Genomic DNA, 23,182 nt, shown 5'->3' on the forward strand with positions numbered 1-23,182 from the left:
GCCTGCGCCGGTGGACTTGCATTGCATGCAAATTGTTCCCGGAAGGAACCGGCTGACGATCTGCGCGTCATCGCATACGGATCCTGCAGCGCGGGCGTACGATCGGGCGTCGTGGGGCGATGCCCGGCCGGATTCCAGGACTGGGTCGCGTCGGGCAGGTGCGTTCGCGCACCGGCCGCGCCGGCAGCGGCCGGAGGTGCTTGTCTGCGCCGCGAAGGTACGGAGTAATATCTTTCCTGATTCTCCTTTCCGCGGCAGACCGACGCGATGACCCTGACCGACCTGCGATACCTCGTAGCGCTTGCCCGCGAACGCCACTTCGGCCGCGCGGCCGAGAAGTGCCATGTCAGCCAGCCGACGCTGTCGGTCGCGATCAAGAAAATCGAAGAGGAACTCGGCGTCCAGCTGTTCGAGCGCAGTGCGACCGAAGTGAAGATCACCGCGACCGGCCGGCGCATCGTCTCGCAGGCCGAGAAAGTGCTGCTCGAAGCGGCGCAGATTCCGGAGATCGCCTCGGCCGGCAAGGATCCGCTCGCGGAGCCGTTGCGCCTCGGCGTCATCTTCACGATCGGGCCTTACCTGTTGCCGCGCTTGATCCCGCGCGTGCATCGACTCGCGCCGCGGATGCCCCTGATCATCCAGGAAAACTACACTGCCCGCCTCGCCGAAGCGCTCAAGCGCGGCGAACTGGACGTCGTGATCCTGTCACTGCCGTTCGCCGAGCCCGGCATCGTCGCCCAGCCGGTCTACGATGAGCCGTTCCGCGTCCTGCTGCCGGCGGCGCACCCGTGGCACAGCCACGAGCGGATCGAACCTGCCCTGCTTGCCGAAGAGCAGCTGCTGCTGCTCGGTGCCGGCAACTGCTTCCGCGACCAGGTGCTCGAAGTGTGCCCGCACTACCGCAACGTCAGCGGACTGCAGCGCACGCTCGAAGGCAGCTCGCTGGAGACGATCCGCCACATGGTCGCGACCGGCCTCGGCGTGACGGTGTTGCCGAGCTCCGCCGCCGACGAACTCCCCGCGCACAATCCGCTCGTCGCGGTCCGTCCGTTCGCGGCGCCCGAGCCTTCACGGCGCGTCGCGCTGGCGTGGCGCGTGACGTATCCGCGCAGCGGCGCGATCGACGTGTTGCGCACCGCGATCCTCGAAAGCGCGCTGCCCGGCGTCCGGCCGATCGGCCGCGTGACGACGGTCGAGACGGCGGAAGCGCCATGAACCCGCGGGCAAGGGGCTGCCGCCGGCGATGCGACGGGCGGCCGGTGTGACGCTGCAAGCGGCCGTGCCCGGCGAGCGAAGCCCGAGCGGCGGACGTGCAGGAGCGCCGGGATGAGCGCGCCGCTCGTCATCGTCGGCACCGGCGCTGCCGGCTACGCGCTGCTGCGCGCGCTGCGCCAGCTCGATCGCGACCGGCCGCTGGTGCTGATCACGCGCGACGACGGTGCGGCCTACGAGAAATTCCGCCTCGCGCGTGCGCTCGGCGCGCGCACCCGCCCCCGCGGCCTCGTCCTGGCGACCGTCGAGCAGATGGCGCACCGCTACGGCGCGACGATCCTCGCGCATCGCTCCATCGTGCGGATCGACCGGCTGCGCCATGAACTGGTGATGCGGGAAGGCCGGCACGGCTACGGCCAGCTCGTGCTCGCGACCGGCGCCGCGCCGCTGCGCTCGCCGGGGCTGCGGGGCACCGCGGCCTCGCAGGCGCTGACTTTGGGAAGCCTCGCCGACTATGCTTATCTGCGCAGCGAACTGGCGGGGCGAAACCGCATCGTCGTGCTCGGCGGAGGCCTCGCCGGCTGTGAACTCGCCGACAACCTGGCGCGGTCGGGCTGTCACGTGACGCTCCTCGAACCCGCGAACCAGCTGTTCGCGGAGATGCTGCCGGCGCTCAGCGCCGCACGCGTCGCACACGCGCTGCACGCCGCCGGCGTGCAGGTGATGACCGAGGACGGCATCCAGCGCATCGACCAGGGGCCGGACGAGCTGGAGCTGACGACGCTCGCCGGCGTGCGGTTTTCGGCCGATCTGGTGGTGCTGGCGCGCGGCGCGGCGCCCCGGACGGAACTGGCGCGCGACGCAGGTCTCGCCGTCGCGCGCGGAATCGTCGTCGATCAGGCTTTGGGCACTGGCGATCCGGACATTTTCGCGCTCGGCGAATGTGCCGAGATCGACGGGCGCCGGTTCAGGCTTGCGGAAGATATCGAAGCCGGCGCGCAAGTGCTCGCCGAGGTGCTGTGCGGGAGAAAGCGGCGCATGCGCTGGCCGGCGCGGCTGCGGCGCCTGCAGATCGAAAGTTGCTCGGTGACGATCTGCGAACCGCCGCCGCTCGCCGGGGAATGGCACGAGGCGGCGACGCAGCGCGGCGTCAGGGCAGTGTTCCGCGACTGTCGCGGCGCACTGCGGGGATTCGCGCTGCTCGGCGACCAGGTCGCCGCAGCCGAGCGCCTGCTCGGCGAGCTCGGCCGCTGAACCGGCCCGGACCGCGCGGCACGCGGTGCTGCGAGGCGGCGACTGTCCGGTCGCGGGAAAACCGCAGGTATGCCCGGAGCGACGCTCAGGCGGCGCTGCTGCGCTTGCGCGCCGGCGCTCGCGCCGGTTTCGCGGTCGCCGCGCCGACGACTGCGGATTTTTCGTCGTCCGCAGGCGCTGCTGCCTTGCCTTTCGCAGCACCCGCTTTCGGCGTCTTCGCTTCGAATTCGAAGCCGACTTTGCCGTCGCCGCCGCGCACGAGGAAAGCCGAGAACTTGCGCCGCGTGCGCGTCGACACGAAGCCCTTGAGCAGGTCCGTGCGTCCGTCGGCGAGCAGCTTCACCATTTGTTCGCGCTCGACCGGCTGCTGCAGGATGACTTTGCCGGAACGGAAATCGCAGGACTTTTCCGGTCCGACCGATTTTTCGCAGACATAGGCCATGCCGTGCTCGAACACGCGCGCGCCACACTTCGGGCACGGGCCGAGCGGCTCCTGTGCGGAAAAATCGACCGGCTCGGCGCCTTCGTCGTCCTTCGGCTGGCCGAAATCGAACTCGGGCTGCTGCTCGTCATTGAGGCGGATTTCGGCGTTGAACAGCCGTCCCATCTTGCTGCGAAAGCCGGTCAGCGGTCCGACGCGGCGTTCGCGCAGCAGCGTCTCGATCTCGTGGATCTCGAACTGGCGGCCGGCGACGATTTTCCACGCGCTCCAGTCGCACGCCTGGCACGCGAACTTCTTGTAGTTTTCCCTGACGACGCCGCCGCATTTCGGGCACGGCGCGGACAATGTCGCGAAGTCGCCCGGCACGGTGTCGGATTCGTAGCGCTTCGCGCGCTCGACCATCTCGCGCGCCATTTCGGCGATCTCACGCATGAATTCAGGACGCGACAGCTGGCCGCGTTCCATCTGCGCGAGCTTGTGCTCCCATTCGCCGGTCAGTTCGGGCGACGTCAGCGCCGACACGTCGAGACCTTTGAGCAGCGTGATCAGTGAGAACGCTTTCGCGCTCGGGATCAGCTCGCGGCCTTCGCGGTGCAGGTACTGCTCGGCGATCAGCCCTTCGATGATCTGCGCGCGCGTCGCCGGCGTGCCCAAGCCCCGTTCGCCCATCGCCGCGCGCAGTTCCTCGTCGTCGACCATTTTGCCGGCGCCTTCCATCGCCGACAGTAGCGTCGCTTCGTTGTAGCGCGCGGGAGGCTTCGTCACGAGCGCCTTGACGAGGATGTCCTCGGTCGCGACGCGTTCGTTCTGCTCGACGGCGACGAGCTGGGTACCGCCCTCGTCGTCGGCTTTTGCCGCTTCCTTGCCGTACACCGCGAGCCAGCCCGGGTTCACGAGCACTTTGCCTTCGGTCTTGAAAGCTTCGTTCTCGACGCGCGTGATGCGGGTCGTGATGCGGTATTCCGCCGCCGGGTAGAACACTGCGAGGAAGCGCCGGGTGACGAGGTCGTAGATCTTCTGTTCGGCTTCCGACAGGCTTTTCGGCACCGTGCCGGTCGGAATGATCGCGAAGTGGTCCGAGATCTTCGCGTTGTTGAAGATGCGCTTGTTCGGCTTGACCCGGCCCTGCTTGATGATTTCGCCGGCGAACGGCGCGAAGTCGTCGGGCAGTGCGTGCAACACGTCCTTGACGGTGCCGAGGTAGTCCTCCGGCAGCGCCCGCGCATCGGTTCGCGGATAGGTCAGCGCCTTGTGCTTCTCGTACAGCGCCTGCGCGATCTGCAGCGTCACGCGCGCCGAGAAGCCGAAACGGCCGTTCGCGTCGCGCTGCAGGCTCGTGAGGTCGAACAGCAGCGGCGACAGCTGCGTCGACGGCTTCGATTCCTCGCTGGCGATGCCCGGCTTGCCGTCGCACTTCGCCTTGATCGCGTCGGCGCGTGCGCGGTCCCACAGCCGGAACGCGGTCGCGTGTTCGTCGCCTTCGGGTTTGCGGAAACTTTCGTCGAACCAGCGCCCGGCATAGCGGCCGGCCTTGCAGCCGAACGTCGCTTCGAGTTCCCAGTAGTCGCGCGGCTTGAAGCGGCGGATCTTCTCTTCGCGTTCGACGACGATCGCCAGCGTCGGCGTCTGCACGCGGCCGACGGTCGTCAGGTGAAAGCCGCCGGTTTTCGAGTTGAACGCGGTCATCGCGCGCGTGCCGTTGATGCCGATCAGCCAGTCGCTCTCGGCGCGGCACACTGCCGCCGAACGCAGCCCTTCGACGTCCTGCGCCGAACGCAGCTGCGCGAAGCCGTCGCGGATCGCGGCGGGCGTCATCGACTGCAGCCACAGCCGCGACACCGGCTTGTCGGTCTTCGCGTGCTGCACGATGAAACTGAAGATCAGCTCGCCTTCGCGTCCCGCGTCGCACGCGTTGATGAGCCCGGTGACGTCCTTGCGCTTGATCAGGCGGGTCAGCAGCTTCAGCCGGTCATCGGTCTTCTCGATCGGTTTCAGCGCGAAGCGGGGCGGGATCACCGGCAGGTGCGCGAACGTCCATTTGCCGCGCTTGACTTCGTATTCCTCGGGCACGGCGAGCTCGAGAAGGTGGCCGACGGCCGACGAAAGCACGTACTCGTCGGACTCGAAGTAGTCCTTTTCCTTCGTGAAACCGCCGAGCGCGCGGGCGATGTCCTGCGCGACGGAGGGTTTTTCCGCGATGATCAGTTGCTTGCTCATGCCGGTAGGGCTGCCTTCGAAAAGCGCCGGGGCGTTTTCGGTTGAGGGTTATCGAGCGGCGCATGATAAGCACGCCGCTGCGGCACGTGCAAGCGCAGGCCGGAGGCTTTACTGCAGCACCGGCGCGAGTTCTTCCGCTTCGTCGGTCAGCAGTTCGTCGAGGATCAGGCTGTCGAGCGGTTGCTCCTGCTGCCACAGGACCATCAGCACGATGACCTTGAAACGGTGCAGGTTCAGGTTGAAACCGCCGAGCGCCATCGTGCGTTCGATGATCAGCTCGCGGGTCTGCGGATCGAGCGCGCCGGCGTTCTCGAGGAACGCGAGAAAGCCGCGGCAGCTGGCGTCGAGCTTCGCCTGTTCTTCGGCAGCGTAGAGGCGGATCGAGTCCGGCTGCGGGACCTTCGCGAGCGGCGACACGGCGACTGCGCGCAGACCGGAAAGCCAGTCGAGCGCTTCGGTGATTTCGTCCTCCTCGAAGCCCGCCGCGGAGAGCTTGCGCGCCAGCTGCTCGGATTCCGGACACGCGGCCGCGTGGAGGTAGTTCTCGAAGAGGTAGACCAGGATGTCGAACATGTTTGGCACACGAGAGAATCAAAGGCGCTGGAACCGGCCTCCCGGCAAGCGGGTCACGTGCCCTTCGAGCTCCAGCGCAAGCAGAATGGCGTACAGCGCATCGAGCGTCAAGCCGGAACGGGCCGCGAGGGTATCGATATCGAGCGCGTCGCGGCCGAGCGTGTCGAGCACGCGGATCTCGTCGGCGGAGGCTGCGGAATGCGCCGTACGCGGCTCGGGTAGCGGATCGGCAGGCCCGGTTTCGCGCGTCCGCGCCGAGCGGGGCGCGCGTCCGGGCGCGTCCGGTTCGGCAGCCGGGGCCCGCGCCGGCAAGCCCCAGCTGAGCTCGTCGAGCACGTCCGCCGCCGTCTCGACGAGCTTCGCGCCGTCGCGGATCAGGCGGTGGCAGCCGCGTGCGAGCGGCGAATGGATCGAGCCGGGGATCGCGAACACTTCGCGGCCGCTCTCGGTCGCGAGCCGCGCGGTGATCAGCGAGCCGCTGCCGACTGCGGCTTCGACGACGAGCACGCCGCGCGCGAGGCCGGCGATCAGGCGGTTGCGACGCGGGAAGTTGTACGGCAGCGCCGGCGTGCCGAGCGGGTATTCGCTGATGATCACGCCGCGTTCGGCGATCTGCCTGGCGAGCGCCTGGTTGCGCGCGGGATAGACGCGATCGGCGCCAGTGCCGATCACCGCGACGGTGATGCCGTCCGGATGGGCCAGCGCGCCGCGGTGCGCCGCGGTGTCGATGCCCAGCGCGAGACCGCTGACGATCGTGAGGCCGGCTTCGGCGAGGCTTTTCGCGAACGCCGCGGCATTGCTGATGCCGGGAGCGGTCGCCGAACGCGCCCCGACGATCGCGAGCGCCGGGCCGCAGAGCCGCGCCGGATCGCCTTTGACATACAGCAGGACGGGCGGATCGGCGATGTCGAGCAGCGCGCGCGGGTATTCCGGGTCGGCGAGCGTGACGATGCGGTTGCCGGGTTCGGCGGCCCACGCGAGCGCGGCATCGACTTTCTCGCGGTCGGGTGGCGCGCGCAGCAGGTCGGCGACTTCGCCGCCGACGACGGACGCGACGGCGCTGCGGCTGGCGGCGAAGATCTGCTCGGGCAGTCCGAACGCCGCGAGCAGCGCGCGCTGGCGTTCGGCGCCGACGCCGGGACACAGCGTCAGCCGCAGCCACGCGGCCAGTTCGTCGTCGATCGGCGTCACGCTCAGGGTTTGCGCACGCTGTCGCCGACGGTCACCGGGCCGTCCGCATCCATCACCAGCGCATAGGCGACGCGGTCGAACACGCGGAACACGAAAGCGAGGCCGTAACGCTGCTGCGGCAGATCGAAAGTTTCCTTGCCGCCTGCGCCGTCCTGATACACGACGCTGCCGCGCTCGCGGTGCAACGCGAGGACGTGCCCGCGCTCGAGCCCGGCGCGGCTGCCGATGTTGAGGGTGACGACGTTATGGCGCCCGGTCTCGATGACGCCGCGGTAGATGCCGATCAGCCGCCCTTCGATCGGCGCGTCCGGCGCATGCGGCACGAAGGAGAAAATCTCGGGCCGCTCGCTCGCGACGAGGCGGTCGCCGGCGCCGATCTCCTCGACGCTCGAGATCAGCTTCAGCGTCGCCGGCGTGCCGTGCTCCGTGACGCGCGCAGTGCCGAGGAACATCGCCTCGTGGCCGAGCAGTTCGTTCGTCACCGGATCGACGAGCGGCCGGGCGGGCCGGAATACCTGCCAGACGTCGCTGCCTTCGGTCACATCCTTGGCGAACACCGTGTCGCCCGCGCCCATGAAGACGCGGCTGGTTTCGGTCGCGACGATCGTGCCCGCGTCGGCCAGTTTCGCGTCGTCGACGACGAGCGGTCGCGTCAGGAAAGGCTCGATGATCGGCATCGGGATGCTCGGGATCGCGCTGTCGACTTCTTCCGAATGGATCTGCGGAAAACGTTTTTCATACAGCGGCGCGCCGATCCGCCGCCCGATCGACAGGTACGGGCCGCTGCGGTCGAGCACGACGATCTGTCCCGGATAAATCAGGTGCGGGTTGCGGATCTGGTCGCGGTTGAGGCGCCATACTTCAGGCCAGCGCCACGGCTGTTTGAGGAAACGGCCGGAAATGTCCCACAGCGTGTCGCCGCGGACGACCGTGTAGCTGTCGGGCGCGTCGTCGGCGAGCGTCGCCTGGTCGGCGACCGCAGGCACGCTCAGAAGGGTCGCAATGCCGAACAGCAGAGGGAATATAATGCGGATCATGCTCGTTTCCGATTGGAGCAGACCGGATTCCTGCGTTACCGGAACGCCAGCGGCCGGTCGAAGGTCCAATCCGCGGTCTTGATTTCGAATGCCACGGCGCGCGGACGAGCATGCCAAAGCACTTGAAATTCTGCACGTAATGAATTAACCCGGCAAGCATCCATGGCTCTACTTCCAATTCTCCGTTATCCCGATCCGCGGCTGCACAAGCGCGCCGCGCCGGTCGCCGTGGTCGACGATTCGATCCGCCAGCTCGTCAGGGACATGGCCGAAACAATGTACGAAGCGCCCGGCGTCGGTCTCGCGGCGACGCAGGTCGACGTGCACCAGCGCGTCGTCGTGATCGACGTCAGCGACGACCGGTCCACGCTGCGCGCGTTCATCAATCCCGAAATCCTCGAGAAGTCCGGCGAGCAGACGTGCGAGGAAGGCTGCCTGTCGGTGCCGGGCGTATATGAGAAAGTGACGCGCGCCGAACGGGTCAAAGTGCGGGCGCTCGACGAGCGCGGCGAGCCGTTCGAGCTCGACGCCGAAGGGCTGCTCGCGGTGTGCATCCAGCACGAGATCGACCACCTCGATGGCCGGGTCTTCGTCGAATACCTTTCGCCGCTGAAGCTCGGGCGGATCAAGGCGCGGCTCGCCAAGAAAGCGCGGATCACCGCGTGACGGGCGCAGCCCTGAGAGTCGCGTTCGCCGGCACGCCGGAGTTCGCCGCGGCGGCGCTGGAAGCGATTATCGCCGCAGGCTTCGAAGTCCCGCTGGTGCTGACGCAGCCCGACCGGCCGGCCGGGCGCGGCATGAAGCTCAGCCCGAGTCCGGTCAAGCAGCTGGCGCTCGCCCACGGCATCGCCGTGGACCAGCCTGCCAGCCTGCGCGGCGAAGCACAGCGCGCGGCGCTGGCCGCCTGTGCGCCCGACGTGCTGGTCGTCGCGGCGTACGGCCTGATCCTGCCGCGCGCGGTGCTCGATCTGCCGCGCCTCGGCTGCCTCAACATCCACGCATCGCTGCTGCCGCGCTGGCGCGGGGCCGCGCCGATCCACCGCGCGATCGAAGCCGGCGACACCGAGACGGGCATCACGATCATGCAGATGGACGAAGGGCTCGACACCGGGCCGATGCTGATGACGCATGCCGTGCCGATCGGCGCGGCGGACACGACCGGCACGCTGCACGACCGCCTGGCCGCGCTCGGCGCGCAGATGATCGTCGACGCGCTGCGCCGCCTGCCGTCGGGCGCGCTCGTCGCGACGCCGCAACCGGCCGACGGCGCGACTTACGCCGGCAAGATCGGCAAAGCCGAAGCGGTGATCGACTGGCAGCGCGACGCGTCGTCCGTCGCCCGCGCGGTGCGCGCGTTCAATCCGTTCCCCGGTGCAGTTGCGAGCCTGCGGCAGGTGCCGCTCAAGATCTGGTCCGCCGAGCCCGTTGCCGGGCACGGGGAACCGGGCACCGTGCTCGCGGCCGATGCAGATGGTATTGTGGTCGCGTGCGCGACGCAGGCCGTGCGACTCGTGCAATTGCAGAAGCCGGGCAGCCGGCGCCTCGCTGCCGGGGAATTTCTGCGCGGATTCCCGGTCACTGCAGGCGAGCGTTTCGACGCTGCCGCGCGCTGATGCGCTGATTGAATGCCGCGGTAACCGCCCCCATTTGAAAGGGCAAATCCCCAGCAACTTCGAAGGAAGGAAAACGGAACATGTTCGGCAACTGGCTCAAGACCTCGATCCTCATGGCGGGCATCGTCGCGCTGTTCGGCGCCGTCGGTGCGATGATCGGTGGCCGGCAGGGCATGCTGATGGCGCTGCTGTTCGGCGGCGCGATGAACGTGTGGGCTTACTGGTTCTCGGACAAGATGGTGCTCAGGATGTACAAGGCGCGCCAGGTCGATGAGACCACTTCGCCCTATCTGTACAACATGGTGCGCGAACTCGCGTTCCGCGCGCAGCTGCCGATGCCGAAAGTCTACATCATCGACGAGGCGCAGCCGAACGCGTTCGCGACCGGCCGCAATCCGGAGAATGCCGCGGTCGCGGCGACGAGCGGCATCATGCGCATGCTGTCCGAGCGCGAACTGCGCGGCGTGATGGCGCACGAGCTCGCGCACGTGAAAAACCGCGACATCCTGATTTCGACGATCTCGGCGACCGTCGCCGGCGCGATCTCGATGCTCGCGCAGTTCGGCATGTTCTTCGGTGGCCGCGACGAGGATCGCCCCAACCTGGTGCTGCAGATCCTCGTGATGCTCCTCGCGCCGCTCGCGGCGATGGTGATCCAGATGGCGATCTCGCGCACCCGCGAGTTCGGCGCGGACAGCGGCGGCGCGGCGATTTCGGGCGACCCGGACGCGCTCGCCGACGCGCTGGCGAAAATGGAAGCTTACTCGAAAGGCATTCCGATGCATGCCGCCGAGGCGCACCCCGAGACTGCGCAGATGATGATCGTCAATCCGTTGTCCGGCGGCGGGCTGCGCGGCCTGTTCTCGACGCACCCGTCGACCCAGGAGCGCATCGCGCGACTGCGCAGCATGGTTCGCGTCTGAGCCCCGGCGTCCCCCGTAACACTCGATCGACCGCCCCCGCCGAGGGCGAGGGCATGTTTTCCGGAGCATGCGTGCGGCGCCACGCATCGTCCGGAAGCGTCGCGTATCCGGTATCGTCGAGTATCATCCATTACTGATTGATGGGTAGAGGCTGCCGCATCCGGCGGCCGCCTGCTACCGGGAGGCAGGATGCAGCGCGACCACGTCGAGCCGGCGCTCGAGCCGGCGAGAGCCGCGGAATTCAACTGGCAGGCGCATTCGATCCTCGTCGTCACCGACGAGGACGACACGCGCAGCTTGCTGGAACGGGCGCTGCGTCCGCGCTGCGGGCTCGTGGAGGTCGCGCGCGACGCCGAGCAGGCGGCACGCCTGATGACGCGACTGCATTTCGACCTGCTGATCCTCGACATCGTGCTGCCGGGCAAATCGGGCCTCGCGTGGCTCGAGGAATTGCGCGAACACGGCTTCAGCGGCGACGCGATCCTGGTCGCCGCGTTCGCCGACCTCGATACCGCGATCGCCGCGCTGCGCGGCGGCGCTTCGGATTTCATCCTCAAGCCGTTCCGCGGCGACCAGATTCTCAATTCGGTCAGGAACTGCTTTCAGCGCGCTCACCTCGCCCGCGAGAACTTCGTGCTGCGGCGCGAGCTTGCCGGCCTCGGTGGCGAAGTCAGCAACGGCCTCGTCGGTCGTTCGGACGTGATGCAGCAGCTGCGTGAAGTGCTGCGCCGCGTCGCGCAGACGCCGAGCACGGTGCTGCTGCTCGGCGAATCCGGTACCGGCAAGGAAGTCGCAGCGCGCGCGCTGCATGAGATGAGCCCCCGCGCCCGACGGCCGTTCGTGCCGGTCAATTGCGCCGCGATCGCGTCCGAGCTGATCGAGAGCGAGCTTTTCGGCCACATCCGCGGCGCTTTTACCGGCGCGACCGAGAGCCGCAACGGGCTGTTCCATTATGCCCACGGCGGCACGCTGTTCCTCGACGAGATCGGCGAGCTGCCGCTGGCGCTGCAGACGCGGCTGCTGCGCGTGCTCGAGGAGCGTCGCCTGCGGCCGGTCGGGTCGGAGCGCGAGGTGCCGGTCGATGTGCGCATCGTCGCCGCGTCGAACCGCGACCTGGCTGGCGAAGTCGCGGCCGGCCGCTTCCGCGAGGACCTGTATTTCCGTCTCGCGGTTGTCGACATCCTGATCCCGCCGCTGCGCGAACGGGCCGAAGACATCCCGGACCTGCTGCATCATTTCATGAACCTGCTGACGATGCAGCTCGCGGTGCCGGGACTCGCAATCCCCGACGCGCTGCTCGCGCGACTGACGCACTACCGTTGGCCGGGCAACGTACGCGAATTGCGCAATTTCGTCGAACGTTCGCTGATCCTCGGTGAATTTCCGCCGGAGGCGCCAAACCTGCGCGGCGATGCGCTGCCGATCGGCGCCGAGCTGTCGCTCGGCGAAGTCGAGAAGCGCCATATCCTGCGCATGCTCGAAGCGTGCGGCGGCAACAAATCCGAAGCGGCACGCCGCCTCGGTGTGTCGCGCAAGACGCTGGAACGCAAGTGCGCCGAGTGGGACGAATCGCTCACCTGAGAGGACCGCGCGGATGAAAGTCATCGGATTTGCCGGCTGGTCCGGCAGCGGCAAGACGTCACTGATCGAGCGCGTCATCGCGGTGCTCGATGCGCGCGGACTCGCGGTGTCGCTGATCAAGCACGCGCATCACCGCTTCGACATCGACCACGTCGGCAAGGACTCGTGGCGCCACCGCCGTGCGGGCTGCCGCGAAGTGCTCGTGAGTTCGGCGCGGCGCTGGTCGCTGATGCGCGAGCTGCGCGACGAGCCGGAGCTGTCGCTCGAAGCACTGCTCGCCAAGCTCTCCGACTGCGATCTCGTGCTCGTCGAAGGTTTCAAGCACGCCGTGATTCCGAAGATCGAGGTTTATCGCGCCGAAGTTGGCGAACCGCTGCTGTTTCCGCACGATCCGCACATCGTCGCGATCGCCACCGATGTAGACCTCGACACTGCCGTGCCGCGCCTCGACCTCAACGATCCGCAGGCCGTCGCCGATTTCATCGTCGCTTACGCTTTCACGAACGCTTTCACAGCGGCAGAACATGCCCCAGAGGCGTGAGATCGTAGCCGCCGAGCCGCGCGGCGAGATCGCGCAGGTCCGGCGCGCCGAGTCTTGCGAGCAGCTGCTGGAACAGGTGGCGGAAAAACACTTCTTTCGGTAACGCGACGTCGAGCGCTGCCCAGCCGAGCGCGAGGAACGCGAGCCCGGCTTCGCTCGCGGCGGCGCGGCTGCCGGGCGCGCAGTCGGCTTCGTCGCGCGCGAGCAGCGCGACCGCCTCCCGTTCGCTACGCGCCGTCGTGACTGCGCTGCAGTCTTCGGCGCGAATGCCGCAGTCGGTCAGCGCCGACGCGAGAAAATGCTGCGAGCCCGATCCTGCCCGTCGCATCGCCCAGCGCACGTCCTGCCCAGCGAGCTTTTCGAGCGGCTGGCCCGCGAAGCGCGGGCGCACCAGCACGCCCTGTTCGCGCAACGCGAGGCGCACGAGCGTCCAGCGCGCGTGGCCGGGGTAGCTGCGCAGCAGCGTCGCATGCTGCGCGAGACTGTGCTGCGCGTCGCCCCAGTGCAGCAGGCTCAGCTCGACGCGGCGCCGCACGAGCTGCTCGATGCCGGGTACTGCTCCGGTCGCGCTGTAAGCGACCAGCGCCTGTGCGCCAAGGTCCGGGGCGAGCGCATCGACCGCGGCGGCAAGCAGCGGGTCGCCGCTGCCGGCGATCAGCAGGCGGTCGGTGAAGAGGCCACCGTGCGCCTGTTCGAGCAGCCAGTCGTCGAGGAGCTGGCGCGGGAACAGCCATTTGCCGCCGATGCGCGCCGCCGGAATCTCGCGGCTGTTGGCGAGCTCGTAGAGCTTCTTCTCGTTCAGGTGCAGGTAGGCCGCAGCCTGCTTCGCCGTCAGGCACGGGCTTTCGAGGGCTGCGCCGCTGTCGGTCGCGCTCATCGGTCGAAGCTGTGCAGCTCGCTCCGCGTGTTGATGTTGCGAAACGCGTCTTCGTCGTCGTCGAAGCGCACTTCGACAACTTTCAGTGTCGCATACCACGCATCGACTTTGCGGCCGCCACCGGCGAGGTAGCTTTCCAGATGTGGCAGCAGGTCGCGCCGGCACAGGCAGAACACCGGGTGCGGCTGGTCGAACGTGCGCACGACGGCGAGCTCGGCCCCGGCGTCAGTGAGCCCGGCATGCAGCCGCGCGACGAGGTCGGCCGACAGGAACGGCGAATCGCACGGGGCGGTCGCGACGAGCGGATGCTGGGCGCGCGCAAGGCCCGCGTGTAGGCCGGCGAGCGGGCCGACGAAGCCGCCGATGTCGTCGGCAAATACCGGGTGACCGAAGGCGGCGTAGCGCTCCGCGTTCTGGTTCGCGTTGATGATCAGCTCGTCGACCTGCGGACGCAGCCGTTCGAGCACCCAATCGACCATCGGCCGGCCGCGCAGCGCGACGAGCCCCTTGTCGACGCCGCCCATGCGCCGGCCCTGGCCGCCGGCGAGCACGACGCCGGTGATTTTGTCGCGCGCCGCGCTCATCGCGTGAAGCGCTCCGCGCCGGTGAACAGCAGGTAATGCCGGCCCTGCGCGCGCCCGATCATCGTCAGGCCGATGCGCTGCGCGATCTCCCAGCCCATCTGCGTGAGGCCCGAGCGCGAGACGAGAAACGGGATGCCCATCTGCGCAGTCTTGATGACCATTTCCGACGTCAGCCGGCCGGTCGTATAGAAAATCTTGTCGCTGCCGTCGAGCCCTTCGAGCCACATGCGGCCGGCGATCGCATCGACCGCGTTGTGGCGGCCGACGTCCTCGACGAACATCAGGATCCCGCAACCGTCGCCTTCGCCGGCAGCGAGCGCGCAGCCGTGCACGGCGCCCGCCTGCTTGTAGACCGACTCGTGGTGGCGCACCGCTTCCATCAGCGCGTACAGCGTCGCCTGCGACAGGCTGCGCTCGGCCGGCAGGCGGATCGTGTCGATTTCGTCCATCAGGCCGCCGAATACCGTTCCCTGGCCGCAGCCGGTCGTCACGGTGCGGCTGCCGAGGCGTTCGTCGACGTCTTTGAGGCCGGCGCGCGTCGTCACCGCGACCGCGTCGGTTTCCCAGTCGACCTGCACCGCCGCGATGTCGTCGAGGCTGTCGACGAGCCGCTGGTTGCGCAACCAGCCGATCGCGAGCGCTTCGGGCGCGGCGCCGAGCGTCATCAGCGTGACGATCTCGCGGCGGTCGACATACAGCGTCAACGGGTATTCGCCGGCGATCGGCGTCGACACGACGTCGCCGGCCTCGTTGTGCGCCGGGATCGTGACTGTCTGCGGCCGGCTGGCATGGCTGAGGACGGGACGACGCGTGGCTTGGGCGGAAGAGCTGCTCATCGAAGGCGCAAGGGGTCGCACGGAAAGTCCCATTCTAGTCTCAACGCGGCGTCGCGCCGCAAGCGCGAACCGCGATCGCGCGATGGCGATTTTCCATGCGCCGCGACTCACGTATGCTGTGCGACATCGCGCCACGCCGGAGCAAGGCCATGGATCGCTTTCCGATTGCCGTGATCATCGAGCGCCGCCGTCTCGACAACCGCTGGGCCGACGAGGCCTGGGAAGCTGTCGGGGTCGTGCCGGCTTTCGACGATCAGGAGCCGGGGACGCGGCAGATCGTCGCCGAAACCGACCGCGACCAGTTCCGCGTCGGCGGCTTCGCGCTCGAACTGTTCCGCGACGAAGCCGCCAACTATTTCCTCAATCTCAGCTCTCCGGTGCCGAAAGTGTTCGTGATGTGGCGCCTGGAAGGCGGCGTCGCGCGGCCGGCGACGGTCACCGCGAGCTACGGCGAAGCGGCGCGGCTGCTCGACTCCGGCGAGCAGGTCGATGGCGTGCCGATGTCGCGCGAGATCGCCGACTGGGTCGGCGCGTTCGTGAACTGCCACTACGAGCCTGCGCCGCGCAAGAAGATCCGCCGCAATGATCCGCTCGCGCAGGATCGCGAAAAGCCATGACGACGACGCCGGCGCGCTTTCTCGAACGCTGGTCGCGGCTCAAGCGCCGCGGCGACGGCGCGCCCGCGTCGGCCGCCGGCACGCCCGACGAGATCGCGCCGGGCGGGGAAGCCGCAGCGCCGGTCGACGGCAGTCTTCGTGCCGAAACCGGCGAGCCCGTCCGGGCAGCGGCGCGCGCCGCAGATGCGCCAGCCGCGCCGGGCGCCGCAGCGTCGCTGCCGCCGATCGACACGCTCGACCTCGAGGCCGATTTCACCGGCTTCCTGAAGAAGGAAGTCGGCGAGCCGCTGCGCCGCGCGGCACTGCGCAAGCTCTTCAGCGATCCTCACTTCAATCGCATGGACGGCCTCGACACGTATATCGCCGACTATTCGGTTGCCGACCCGATTCCGCCGGACGTGATGAAACGACTGCGCCAGTTCCGCACGCTTCTCGCCGATGAGTCCGAAGAGGACGGGCGGCCCGCCGCACGGCTCGAGCCGGTCCCCCACGCAGCTGCGGTGGAGCGCGACCCGGGTGCCGCAGCCGGCGTTGCGGCCGATGCCGAGGGCGGAACCGGCGCAGACGCTGTGCCGCCCATTTCTGCCGACCTGCCGCCTTCCGCCGCTGGGGGTGCGGGCGCGAGCGGCATCGCCGCAAGCGCGGACACCGACACCGACAACCCCCGCCCCGAGCGCTGAACCAACCGGCGCACGCGTTCCCGGCTGCGACACTTTGGGGCGCGAAGGACAAATTGTCGCCCGCTCGTCCGCGGCGCGTCTCCGAACACGGAAAATCGCTCCGTCACGGTTCGTATTCTGTCGCGATTGCTGGTATCGCCCATGCTTTTGTCCGATACCCCACACGAAGACCTCGACGATGCCGATAGGCCGCAGGCAGATAAAACTCTGCGATTGCAATCGCAGCTCGATGCTCGACGCGACCGCGCTCGGCAGCGCGATCGGCGCCGACGGGCCGCTCCCGGTTCACCATGAACTGTGCCGGCGCGAGATCGCCGCGGTCGAAGCGGCGCTTGCCGACGGCGATGTACTGGTCGGCTGTACGCAGGAGGCCGCGCTGTTCGCGCAGCTCGCCGCGGACTCCCCGTCCCGCATCGATTTCCTGAACCTGCGCGAAAACGCCGGCTGGTCGGTCGAAGCGCCGGCGGCGACGCCGAAAATGGCCGCGTTGCTCGCCGCGGCGCTGCTGCCCGAAGCCGAGCCGGTCCCCGGCGTCACGCTCGCGGCGGGAAATGCGCTGCTGATCATCGGCGAAGCGGGCGCGGCGCTCGGCTGGGCCGAACGCCTGCAGAGCCGTTTCGACGTTGCGGTGCTCGCGACCGGGGCGACGCGGGACGCCGAACTGCCGGTCGAGCGCCGTTATCCCGTCTGGTCGGGGCGCGCCGTGCGCATCGCGGGGCATCTGGGCGCTTTCGACGTCGCCTGGACGCAGGACAATCCGATCGACCTCGAGCTGTGCGTGCGCTGCAACGCGTGCATCCGCGCCTGTCCCGAAACGGCGATCGGCTGGGACTACCAGGTCGATTCGTCGCGCTGCCGCTCGCACCGCAGCTGTGTCGCGGCGTGCGGCACGGTCGGCGCGATCGACTTCGCGCGCCGCGACACGACGCGCGAAAGCCGCTTCGACCTCGTGCTCGATCTGTCCGCCGTGCCGCTGATCAGGCGCGTCGAGCTGCCGCAGGGCTACGCCGCGCCGGGGCGTGATCCGCTCGAGCAGGCGCTCGCGGCGCACGCGCTCGCCGACCTCGTCGGCGAGTTTGAAAAGCCCCGCTATGTCGCGCTCGAGGCGCGGCTGTGTGCGCACGGGCGTTCGAGGAAGCGCGGCTGTTCGAACTGCCTCGAAGCCTGTGCGGCCGAAGCGATCTCGTCCGCGGGCGATATCGTGCGCGTCGACCCGTATCTGTGCCAGGGCTGCGGCAGCTGTTCGACGGTGTGCCCGAGTGGCGCGCTGGCGTCGCAATATCCGCGCGTCGAAGATCTCGGCATGCGCGTCAGGACCGTGCTCCGGGCGTTTCGCGATGCCGGCGGCGAAGCGCCGTGTCTGCTGTTCCATTCGGCCGGTGCCGGGCGAGCGCTGATCGACCGGCTCGCGCGCCGCGGCAAAGGCCTGCCGGCGCGCGTGATCCCGCTCGAAACCTGGAGCGCCGACTCGATCGGCCTCGAGCTGCTGCTCGGCAGCATCGCGCTCGGCGCCTGTCAGGTTGCGGTGCTCAGCGCCGGCACGCGCGATCCGGGCGTGCTGCGCGTCCCGGCCGCCCAGGGCGCGGCGATCCTCGCCGGGCTCGGCTACGCCGGCGAGCATTTCCGTGTTCTCGAGGCCGACGACTGGGCGGCGCTCGAGGCGGCACTGTGGGACTGGGCGCCCGCAGACGGAGTGAGCCGGCCTGCGGCGTTCCGCCTGCCGGGCCGCAAGCGCGACGCGCTGGAGCTCTCGATCCGGCATTTGCTCGCCGTCGCGCCGCAGCCGGTCGCGGAAATTGCGCTCGCCGCCGGAGCGCCGTTCGGCGCGGTTTCGGTCAGCGACGCCTGCACGCTATGCATGTCCTGCGTCGGCGCCTGCCCGAGCGGTGCGTTGAGCGCGGCCACCGACGCGATGCGGCTCGGCTTCATCGAGAAAAGCTGTGTGCAGTGCGGCCTGTGCGCAGCGTCCTGTCCGGAAAACGCCGTCACCCTCACGCCGCGCCTGCTCCTCGACGCGTCGGGACGGCGCATCGTGCCGCTGAAGGAAGCCGAAATTTTCCATTGCATCCGCTGTGCGAAGCCGATGGGCGCCAAGCCGCTGATCGACGCGATGTTCACGCGCCTCGCGAGCCACGCGATGTTCGCCGGCGAAGCCGAGCGCCAGCGCCTGCACATGTGCGGCGACTGCCGCGTCGTCGATCTGATGTACAGCGAAAACGGCCTTAAAGCCTGGGACATGACCGAATGAACGCACCGCAAGCCGCCCTCCTTCGTGAGCCCGAAGCCGGCACTTCCGCTTCGCCGCCGGCGAGCGCCGAAGACGCCGCTCGCGCCGAGCACTACGCGCTGCTGGCCCGCCTGTTTTTCGCCGCGCCGGATGCGCCGCTGCTCGCCGCGCTCGTCGCGGCCGGCGACGTCTTTGGCGGCGGCAATTTGCCGTTCGCCCGCTCGCCGTTCGCGGCCGCATGGGCGGAGCTCGCGGACGCCGCACGGCGAACCGACGCCCGAAGCGTGCACGACGAATATGAAGCGCTGTTCCAGGGCATCGGCCGGCCGGACGTGATGCTGTACGGCTCGTTCTATCTCGCTGGCTTCCTGATGGAAGAACCACTCGCGGATCTGCGTGACGACCTCGCCGAACTCGGCCTCGCGCGCCGCGGCGGCGTCACCGAGACCGAGGATCACGTCGCCGCGCTCGCCGAAGTGATGCGCCATCTCGTCGTCAGCGGCGCCGATGCCGCGGGTCTCGCGCGCCAGCGCGCGTTTTTCGTGCGCCATCTGCAGCCGTGGTACGCCCGCCTCGCAGATGCGCTTGCGGCGTCGCCGCGCGCGTCTTTCTATGCCCGGGTCGGCGCGCTGGCGCGGGCGTTCTTCGACATCGAGCGCGAAGCTTTCGCGATGGATTAGATCGCCCGCATCACGGTTCGCGTTCGCAGGCTCCGGATCGGGCGAACGCGTACCACGCACGGATCACCTGGTGAGCGGTTTTGGGAGAAAGGGACATGGAAAGCAACAGCATGGACGACAGGAAACCCGCACTGCAGCGTCGCCATTTCCTGCTGACGCTCGGCACGGGAGGTGCGGCCGCAGCGGCCGCGGTCGCGACGGTGGGGGGGAAAACGGTGCCCGAAACGGCAGCGGTCGTCGAAGCGGCGACGACCGCCGCGTGCGACGCCGGCGCCAGCGAACACATGCGCAGTTACTACCGCAGCGCCCGGATCTAGGGAGAACACGCGATGCTGATCAAGAAGAATGCGGCGCCCGGGACCGCGTTTCGTCAGTCGGCGAACCCGGTTGCCCGCCATCTCGGGACGACGATGGATCGCCGCGCGTTCCTCCGGCGGTCCGGGCTCGGCGCCGGGCCGGCGTGCTCGCGACGCAGCTGCCATACAACCTGATCGGCAGCGCCGACGCCGCGAGTCCGGCGCCCCAGGCCGCGACCGCGACCGCGGGCGACGAAGTCGTGCGCCGCACCGTCTGCACGCACTGCTCGGTCGGCTGCGCGATCGACGCCGTCGTCCGCAACGGCGTGTGGGTGCGCCAGGAGCCGGTGTTCGACTCGCCGATCAATCTCGGCGCGCACTGCGCGAAAGGCGCGTCGGTGCGCGAGCACGGCCACGGCGAGCACCGGCTGAAATATCCGATGAAGCTCGTCGACGGCAAATACCAGAAGATCAGCTGGGATCAGGCGATCAACGAGGTCGGCGACCGGCTGCTGAAGATCCGCGAGGAGTCCGGCCCGGACGCGGTGTACTGGATCGGCTCCTCCAAGCACAGCAACGAGCAGGCCTACCTGATGCGCAAGTTCGTGTCCTTCTTCGGCACGAACAACATGGATCACCAGGCGCGCATCTGCCATTCGACCACCGTCGCCGGCGTCGCCAACACCTGGGGCTACGGCGCGATGACGAACTCCTACAACGACATGCAGAACGCGCGGGCGATGCTGTTCATCGGCTCCAACGCGGCCGAAGCGCACCCGGTGTCGCTGCTGCACATCCTGCACGCGAAGGAGACCGGCGCGAAGATGGTCGTCGTCGACCCGCGCTTCACGCGCACCGCGGCGAAAGCGGACTATTACGCGCGCATCCGCTCGGGCACCGACATCCCGTTCATCTGGGGCATGCTGTACCACATTTTCGAGAACGGCTGGGAAGACCGGGAATACATCCGCCAGCGCGTCTACGGCCTCGACAAGGTGCGCGAGGAAGTCATGAAATGGACGCCGGACAAGGTGCAGGAAGTCACCGGCGTCCCGGAGGAGCAGGTCTACACGATCGCCGAGATGCTGGCGAAGAACAAACCTTCGACGGTCGTGTGGTGCATGGGCCAGACGCAGCACACCGTCGGCAACGGCAACGTGCGCGCGATGTGCATCCTGCAGCTCGTGCTCGGCAACGTCGGCGTCTCGGGCGGCGGCACGAACATTTTCCGCGGCCACGACAACGTGCAGGGCGCGACCGACGTCGGCCCGAACCCGGATTCGCTGCCCGGCTACTACGGGCTCGCCGCCGGTTCGTGGCAGCACTGGTGCCGTGTCTGGGATGTCGATTACGAATGGGTCAAGGGGCGCTACGCGTCCGAAGAGCTGATGACGAAGTCGGGCATCACGGTGTCGCGCTGGATCGACGGCGTGCTCGAGAACCCGGCCGACATCGACCAGCCCGGCGGCAACCTGCGCGCGGTCGTCTACTGGGGTCATGCGCCGAACTCGCAGACGCGCGGCGCCGAGATGGTCGAGGCGATGAAGAAACTCGACACGCTCGTCGTCATCGACCCGTATCCGTCGGCGACCGCATCGATGGCCGCGATGGTCAGGAAAGATGGCGTCTATCTGCTGCCCGCGGCGACGCAGTTCGAGACTTCCGGTACCGCGACTGCATCGAACCGCTCGCTGCAGTGGCGCGAGAAAGTCATCGAACCGCTGTTCGAGTCGAAGCCCGACCAGACGATCATGTACGCGTTCGCGAAGAAGTTCGGCTTCGGCGACGAGCTCGTCAAGAACATCAAGCTCGTCAAGGACAAGCAGGGCTGGGACGAGCCCGAGCCCGAGGACATCCTGCGCGAGATCAACCGCGGCACGTGGACGATCGGCTACACCGGCCAGTCGCCCGAACGCCTGAAGCTGCACATGCAGAACATGCACACGTTCGACGTCAAGACTTTGCGCGCGAACGGCGGACCGTGCGACGGCGACTATTTCGGCCTGCCGTGGCCGTGCTACGGCAACCCGGAGTTGAAGCATCCGGGCACGCCGAACCTCTACGACACGTCGAAGCACGTCATGGAAGGCGGCGGCAACTTCCGCGCGAATTTCGGCGTCGAGAAGGATGGCGTGTCGCTGCTCGCCGAAGACGGCTCCGCGTCGAAAGGCGCCGAACTGCAGATGGGTTATCCGGAGTTCGACGACGTGCTGCTGAAGAAGCTCGGCTGGTGGGACGAGCTCAGCGACGCCGAGAAAGCCGTGGCCGAAGGCAGGAACTGGAAGACGGACCTGTCGGGCGGCATCATCCGCGTCGCGATGCAGAACCACGGCATGCACCCGTTCGGCAACGCGAAGGCGCGCGCGCTGGTGTGGAACTTCCCCGACCCGGTGCCGCTGCACCGCGAGCCGATCTACTCGCCGCGCCCGGATCTCGTCGACAAGTACCCGACGCACGAGGACAAGATGAAGTTCTGGCGCCTGCCGACGCTGTACAAGACGCTCCAGGACAAGGTCCGCGACATCTCGAAGGAGTACCCGCTGATCATGACGTCGGGACGCCTCGTCGAATACGAAGGCGGCGGCGAGGAAACGCGCTCGAACCCGTGGCTCGCCGAGCTGCAGCAGGAGATGTTCGCCGAGGTGAACCCGAAGGACGCGAACGACGCGGGTTTCCGCAACGGCGACTACATCTGGGTCGAATCGCCGACGAAGGCAAAGCTCAAGGTGCGCGCGCAGGTGACGCAGCGCGTCGCGCCCGGCACGGTGTTCCTGCCGTTCCACTTCTCCGGCTGGTGGCAGGGCCGCGACATGCTCGAGTACTACCCGGAAGGTGCGGCGCCGATCGTACGCGGCGAAGCGGTCAACACCGCGACGACCTACGGTTACGACTCGGTGACGATGATGCAGGAAACCAAGACGACGCTGTGCCGCGTAGCCAAAGCCTGATGGGGAGGGGAAGAAGATGGCACGCATGAAATTCCTGTGTGACGCCGAGCGCTGCATCGAATGCAACGGCTGCGTCACCGCCTGCAAGAACGAGCACGAAGTGCCGTGGGGCGTCAATCGCCGTCGCGTCGTCACGATCAACGACGGCGTGCCCGGCGAGCGCTCGATGTCGGTCGCATGCATGCACTGCTCGGACGCGCCGTGCATCGCGGTGTGTCCGACGAACGTCATCTATCACACCGAGGAAGGCGTCGTGCTGCACGACAAGGATGGCTGCATCGGCTGCGGCTACTGCTTCTACGCCTGTCCGTTCGGCGCGCCGCAGTTCCCGAACGGCCCGGCGGCGTTGGGCGCACGCGGCAAGATGGACAAATGCACGTTCTGCGCCGGCGGTCCGGAAGAAAACCATTCCGACGCCGAGTTCGAGAAGTACGGCCGCAACCGGCTCGCCCAGGGCAAGTTGCCGCTGTGCGCCGAGATGTGCTCGACGAAAGCGCTGCTCGCCGGCGATGCGGCCGAGCTGTCCGACATCTTCCGCGAACGCGCGCTGCGGCGCGGCAAAGGGTTCGAGGCGTGGGGCTGGATGACCGCGTACGGCAAGGACAAGGAGGAAGCGAAATGAAGCCGCGTTTTCCGCTCCGTCTGCCGCTAACCGTGGCGGCGCTGCTGCTGCTCGCCGGCTGCGGCGAAGAGCCGCAGGTCGTGCGGTACGAGCAGGGCGAATACCAGGGCAAGGCCGATGCGCGGCCGTGGGAAGGCGGCTCGTTCAACGGTGACAAGGCGGCCTGGGAGCGCGCGCTGCACGAACGCGTCCGCAGCCAGAACGAATACCAGCGGGTCGAGTGAGGAGAGC

22 protein-coding genes are annotated in these 23,182 nt (G+C 68.3%); 15 read left to right on the top strand and 7 right to left on the bottom strand.

The features are described 5' to 3' along the window. Window positions 1-267 precede the first annotated feature (267 nt). Both PA01_08335 and PA01_08340 read left to right on the top strand, forming a co-directional pair. Window positions 268-1,215, top strand: coding sequence for a LysR substrate-binding domain-containing protein (locus PA01_08335; protein ID KON81606.1), 948 nt, complete (start codon window positions 268-270; stop codon window positions 1,213-1,215). A gap of 111 nt (window positions 1,216-1,326) precedes the next feature. After that, window positions 1,327-2,466: an FAD-dependent oxidoreductase gene (locus PA01_08340; GenBank protein ID KON81607.1), complete on the top strand. Its 1,140-nt coding sequence runs from the start codon at window positions 1,327-1,329 to the stop codon at window positions 2,464-2,466. An 85-nt stretch (window positions 2,467-2,551) separates the two neighbouring features. On the opposite strand, the gene PA01_08345 is transcribed toward PA01_08340, so the two are convergent. The 4 genes from PA01_08345 to PA01_08360 all read right to left on the bottom strand — a co-directional run bounded on the left by PA01_08345 (window position 2,552) and on the right by PA01_08360 (window position 7,926). Beyond that, entirely contained in the window at window positions 2,552-5,125 is a 2,574-nt protein-coding gene (locus PA01_08345; GenBank protein KON81608.1) for a DNA topoisomerase III, read from the bottom strand. Between the two features lie 108 nt (window positions 5,126-5,233). Then, window positions 5,234-5,698 carry a DUF494 domain-containing protein gene (locus tag PA01_08350; protein ID KON81609.1) on the bottom strand — a complete coding sequence of 155 codons (465 nt, stop codon included), beginning with the start codon at window positions 5,696-5,698 and terminating at the stop codon, window positions 5,234-5,236. 18 nt (window positions 5,699-5,716) lie between these two features. Beyond that, entirely contained in the window at window positions 5,717-6,889 is a 1,173-nt protein-coding gene (dprA, locus tag PA01_08355) for a DNA-processing protein DprA (GenBank protein ID KON81610.1), read from the bottom strand. Window positions 6,890-6,891: 2 nt separating this feature from the next. Next, window positions 6,892-7,926 carry a LysM peptidoglycan-binding domain-containing protein gene (locus PA01_08360; GenBank protein ID KON81611.1) on the bottom strand — a complete coding sequence of 345 codons (1,035 nt, stop codon included), beginning with the start codon at window positions 7,924-7,926 and terminating at the stop codon, window positions 6,892-6,894. Window positions 7,927-8,088: 162 nt separating this feature from the next. Here PA01_08360 and def point away from each other — a divergent pair, with 162 nt between their 5' ends. The 5 genes from def (at window position 8,089) to mobB (ending at window position 12,584) form a co-directional block, all read left to right on the top strand. Beyond that, window positions 8,089-8,592 carry a peptide deformylase gene (gene def, locus PA01_08365; protein KON81612.1) on the top strand — a complete coding sequence of 168 codons (504 nt, stop codon included), beginning with the start codon at window positions 8,089-8,091 and terminating at the stop codon, window positions 8,590-8,592. Continuing rightward, a complete protein-coding gene (fmt, locus tag PA01_08370) occupies window positions 8,589-9,539 on the top strand; it encodes a methionyl-tRNA formyltransferase (protein ID KON81613.1) in 951 nt (316 codons plus the stop codon). The genes def and fmt overlap by 4 nt, the downstream gene beginning before the upstream one ends. Window positions 9,540-9,619: 80 nt before the next feature. Beyond that, window positions 9,620-10,462 (top strand): zinc metalloprotease HtpX, encoded by an 843-nt coding sequence (gene htpX / locus PA01_08375; GenBank protein ID KON81614.1) that lies wholly within the window; start codon window positions 9,620-9,622, stop codon window positions 10,460-10,462. Between the two features lie 189 nt (window positions 10,463-10,651). Further along, window positions 10,652-12,043: a sigma-54 dependent transcriptional regulator gene (locus PA01_08380; GenBank protein ID KON81615.1), complete on the top strand. Its 1,392-nt coding sequence runs from the start codon at window positions 10,652-10,654 to the stop codon at window positions 12,041-12,043. Between the two features lie 13 nt (window positions 12,044-12,056). Continuing rightward, window positions 12,057-12,584 carry a molybdopterin-guanine dinucleotide biosynthesis protein B gene (gene mobB, locus PA01_08385; protein ID KON81616.1) on the top strand — a complete coding sequence of 176 codons (528 nt, stop codon included), beginning with the start codon at window positions 12,057-12,059 and terminating at the stop codon, window positions 12,582-12,584. On the opposite strand, the gene PA01_08390 is transcribed toward mobB, so the two are convergent. From PA01_08390 to PA01_08400, 3 genes are read right to left on the bottom strand one after another with little or no spacing between them, the layout of a single operon-like run. Then, entirely contained in the window at window positions 12,553-13,461 is a 909-nt protein-coding gene (locus tag PA01_08390; GenBank protein KON81617.1) for a helix-turn-helix transcriptional regulator, read from the bottom strand. The genes mobB and PA01_08390 overlap by 32 nt on opposite strands. Further along, window positions 13,458-14,045 (bottom strand): molybdenum cofactor guanylyltransferase, encoded by a 588-nt coding sequence (gene mobA / locus PA01_08395; protein KON81618.1) that lies wholly within the window; start codon window positions 14,043-14,045, stop codon window positions 13,458-13,460. The genes PA01_08390 and mobA overlap by 4 nt, the downstream gene beginning before the upstream one ends. Next, window positions 14,042-14,881 (bottom strand): formate dehydrogenase accessory sulfurtransferase FdhD, encoded by an 840-nt coding sequence (locus tag PA01_08400; protein ID KON81619.1) that lies wholly within the window; start codon window positions 14,879-14,881, stop codon window positions 14,042-14,044. The genes mobA and PA01_08400 overlap by 4 nt, the downstream gene beginning before the upstream one ends. A gap of 149 nt (window positions 14,882-15,030) precedes the next feature. On the opposite strand from PA01_08400, the gene PA01_08405 reads away from it, so the two are divergent. The 8 genes from PA01_08405 (at window position 15,031) to PA01_08440 (ending at window position 23,175) form a co-directional block, all read left to right on the top strand. Further along, window positions 15,031-15,498, top strand: coding sequence for a DUF3305 domain-containing protein (locus PA01_08405; GenBank protein ID KON81620.1), 468 nt, complete (start codon window positions 15,031-15,033; stop codon window positions 15,496-15,498). Continuing rightward, window positions 15,495-16,178 carry a DUF3306 domain-containing protein gene (locus PA01_08410; GenBank protein ID KON81621.1) on the top strand — a complete coding sequence of 228 codons (684 nt, stop codon included), beginning with the start codon at window positions 15,495-15,497 and terminating at the stop codon, window positions 16,176-16,178. Before PA01_08405 ends, PA01_08410 begins: the two co-directional genes overlap by 4 nt. Before the next feature lie 178 nt (window positions 16,179-16,356). Further along, window positions 16,357-18,426, top strand: a complete 2,070-nt coding sequence (locus tag PA01_08415; GenBank protein KON81622.1) for a 4Fe-4S binding protein — start codon at window positions 16,357-16,359, stop codon at window positions 18,424-18,426. Continuing rightward, window positions 18,423-19,085 carry a molecular chaperone TorD family protein gene (locus PA01_08420; protein ID KON81623.1) on the top strand — a complete coding sequence of 221 codons (663 nt, stop codon included), beginning with the start codon at window positions 18,423-18,425 and terminating at the stop codon, window positions 19,083-19,085. Before PA01_08415 ends, PA01_08420 begins: the two co-directional genes overlap by 4 nt. Before the next feature lie 95 nt (window positions 19,086-19,180). Then, window positions 19,181-19,402: a hypothetical protein gene (locus PA01_08425; protein ID KON82392.2), complete on the top strand. Its 222-nt coding sequence runs from the start codon at window positions 19,181-19,183 to the stop codon at window positions 19,400-19,402. Between the two features lie 143 nt (window positions 19,403-19,545). Beyond that, window positions 19,546-22,329, top strand: coding sequence for a molybdopterin-dependent oxidoreductase (locus PA01_08430; protein KAI5913079.1), 2,784 nt, complete (start codon window positions 19,546-19,548; stop codon window positions 22,327-22,329). Window positions 22,330-22,345: 16 nt separating this feature from the next. Then, on the top strand, window positions 22,346-22,951 hold the full coding sequence (fdh3B, locus tag PA01_08435) for a formate dehydrogenase FDH3 subunit beta (protein KON81624.1): 606 nt from the start codon (window positions 22,346-22,348) through the stop codon (window positions 22,949-22,951). Continuing rightward, complete coding sequence (locus PA01_08440; GenBank protein ID KON81625.1) at window positions 22,948-23,175, top strand: hypothetical protein; 228 nt, start codon at window positions 22,948-22,950, stop codon at window positions 23,173-23,175. The genes fdh3B and PA01_08440 overlap by 4 nt, the downstream gene beginning before the upstream one ends. Window positions 23,176-23,182 lie beyond the last annotated feature (7 nt).

Origin of the sequence: Azoarcus sp. PA01, from assembly GCA_001274695.2 — a bacterium.
Lineage (GTDB): Bacteria > Pseudomonadota > Gammaproteobacteria > Burkholderiales > Rhodocyclaceae > Aromatoleum.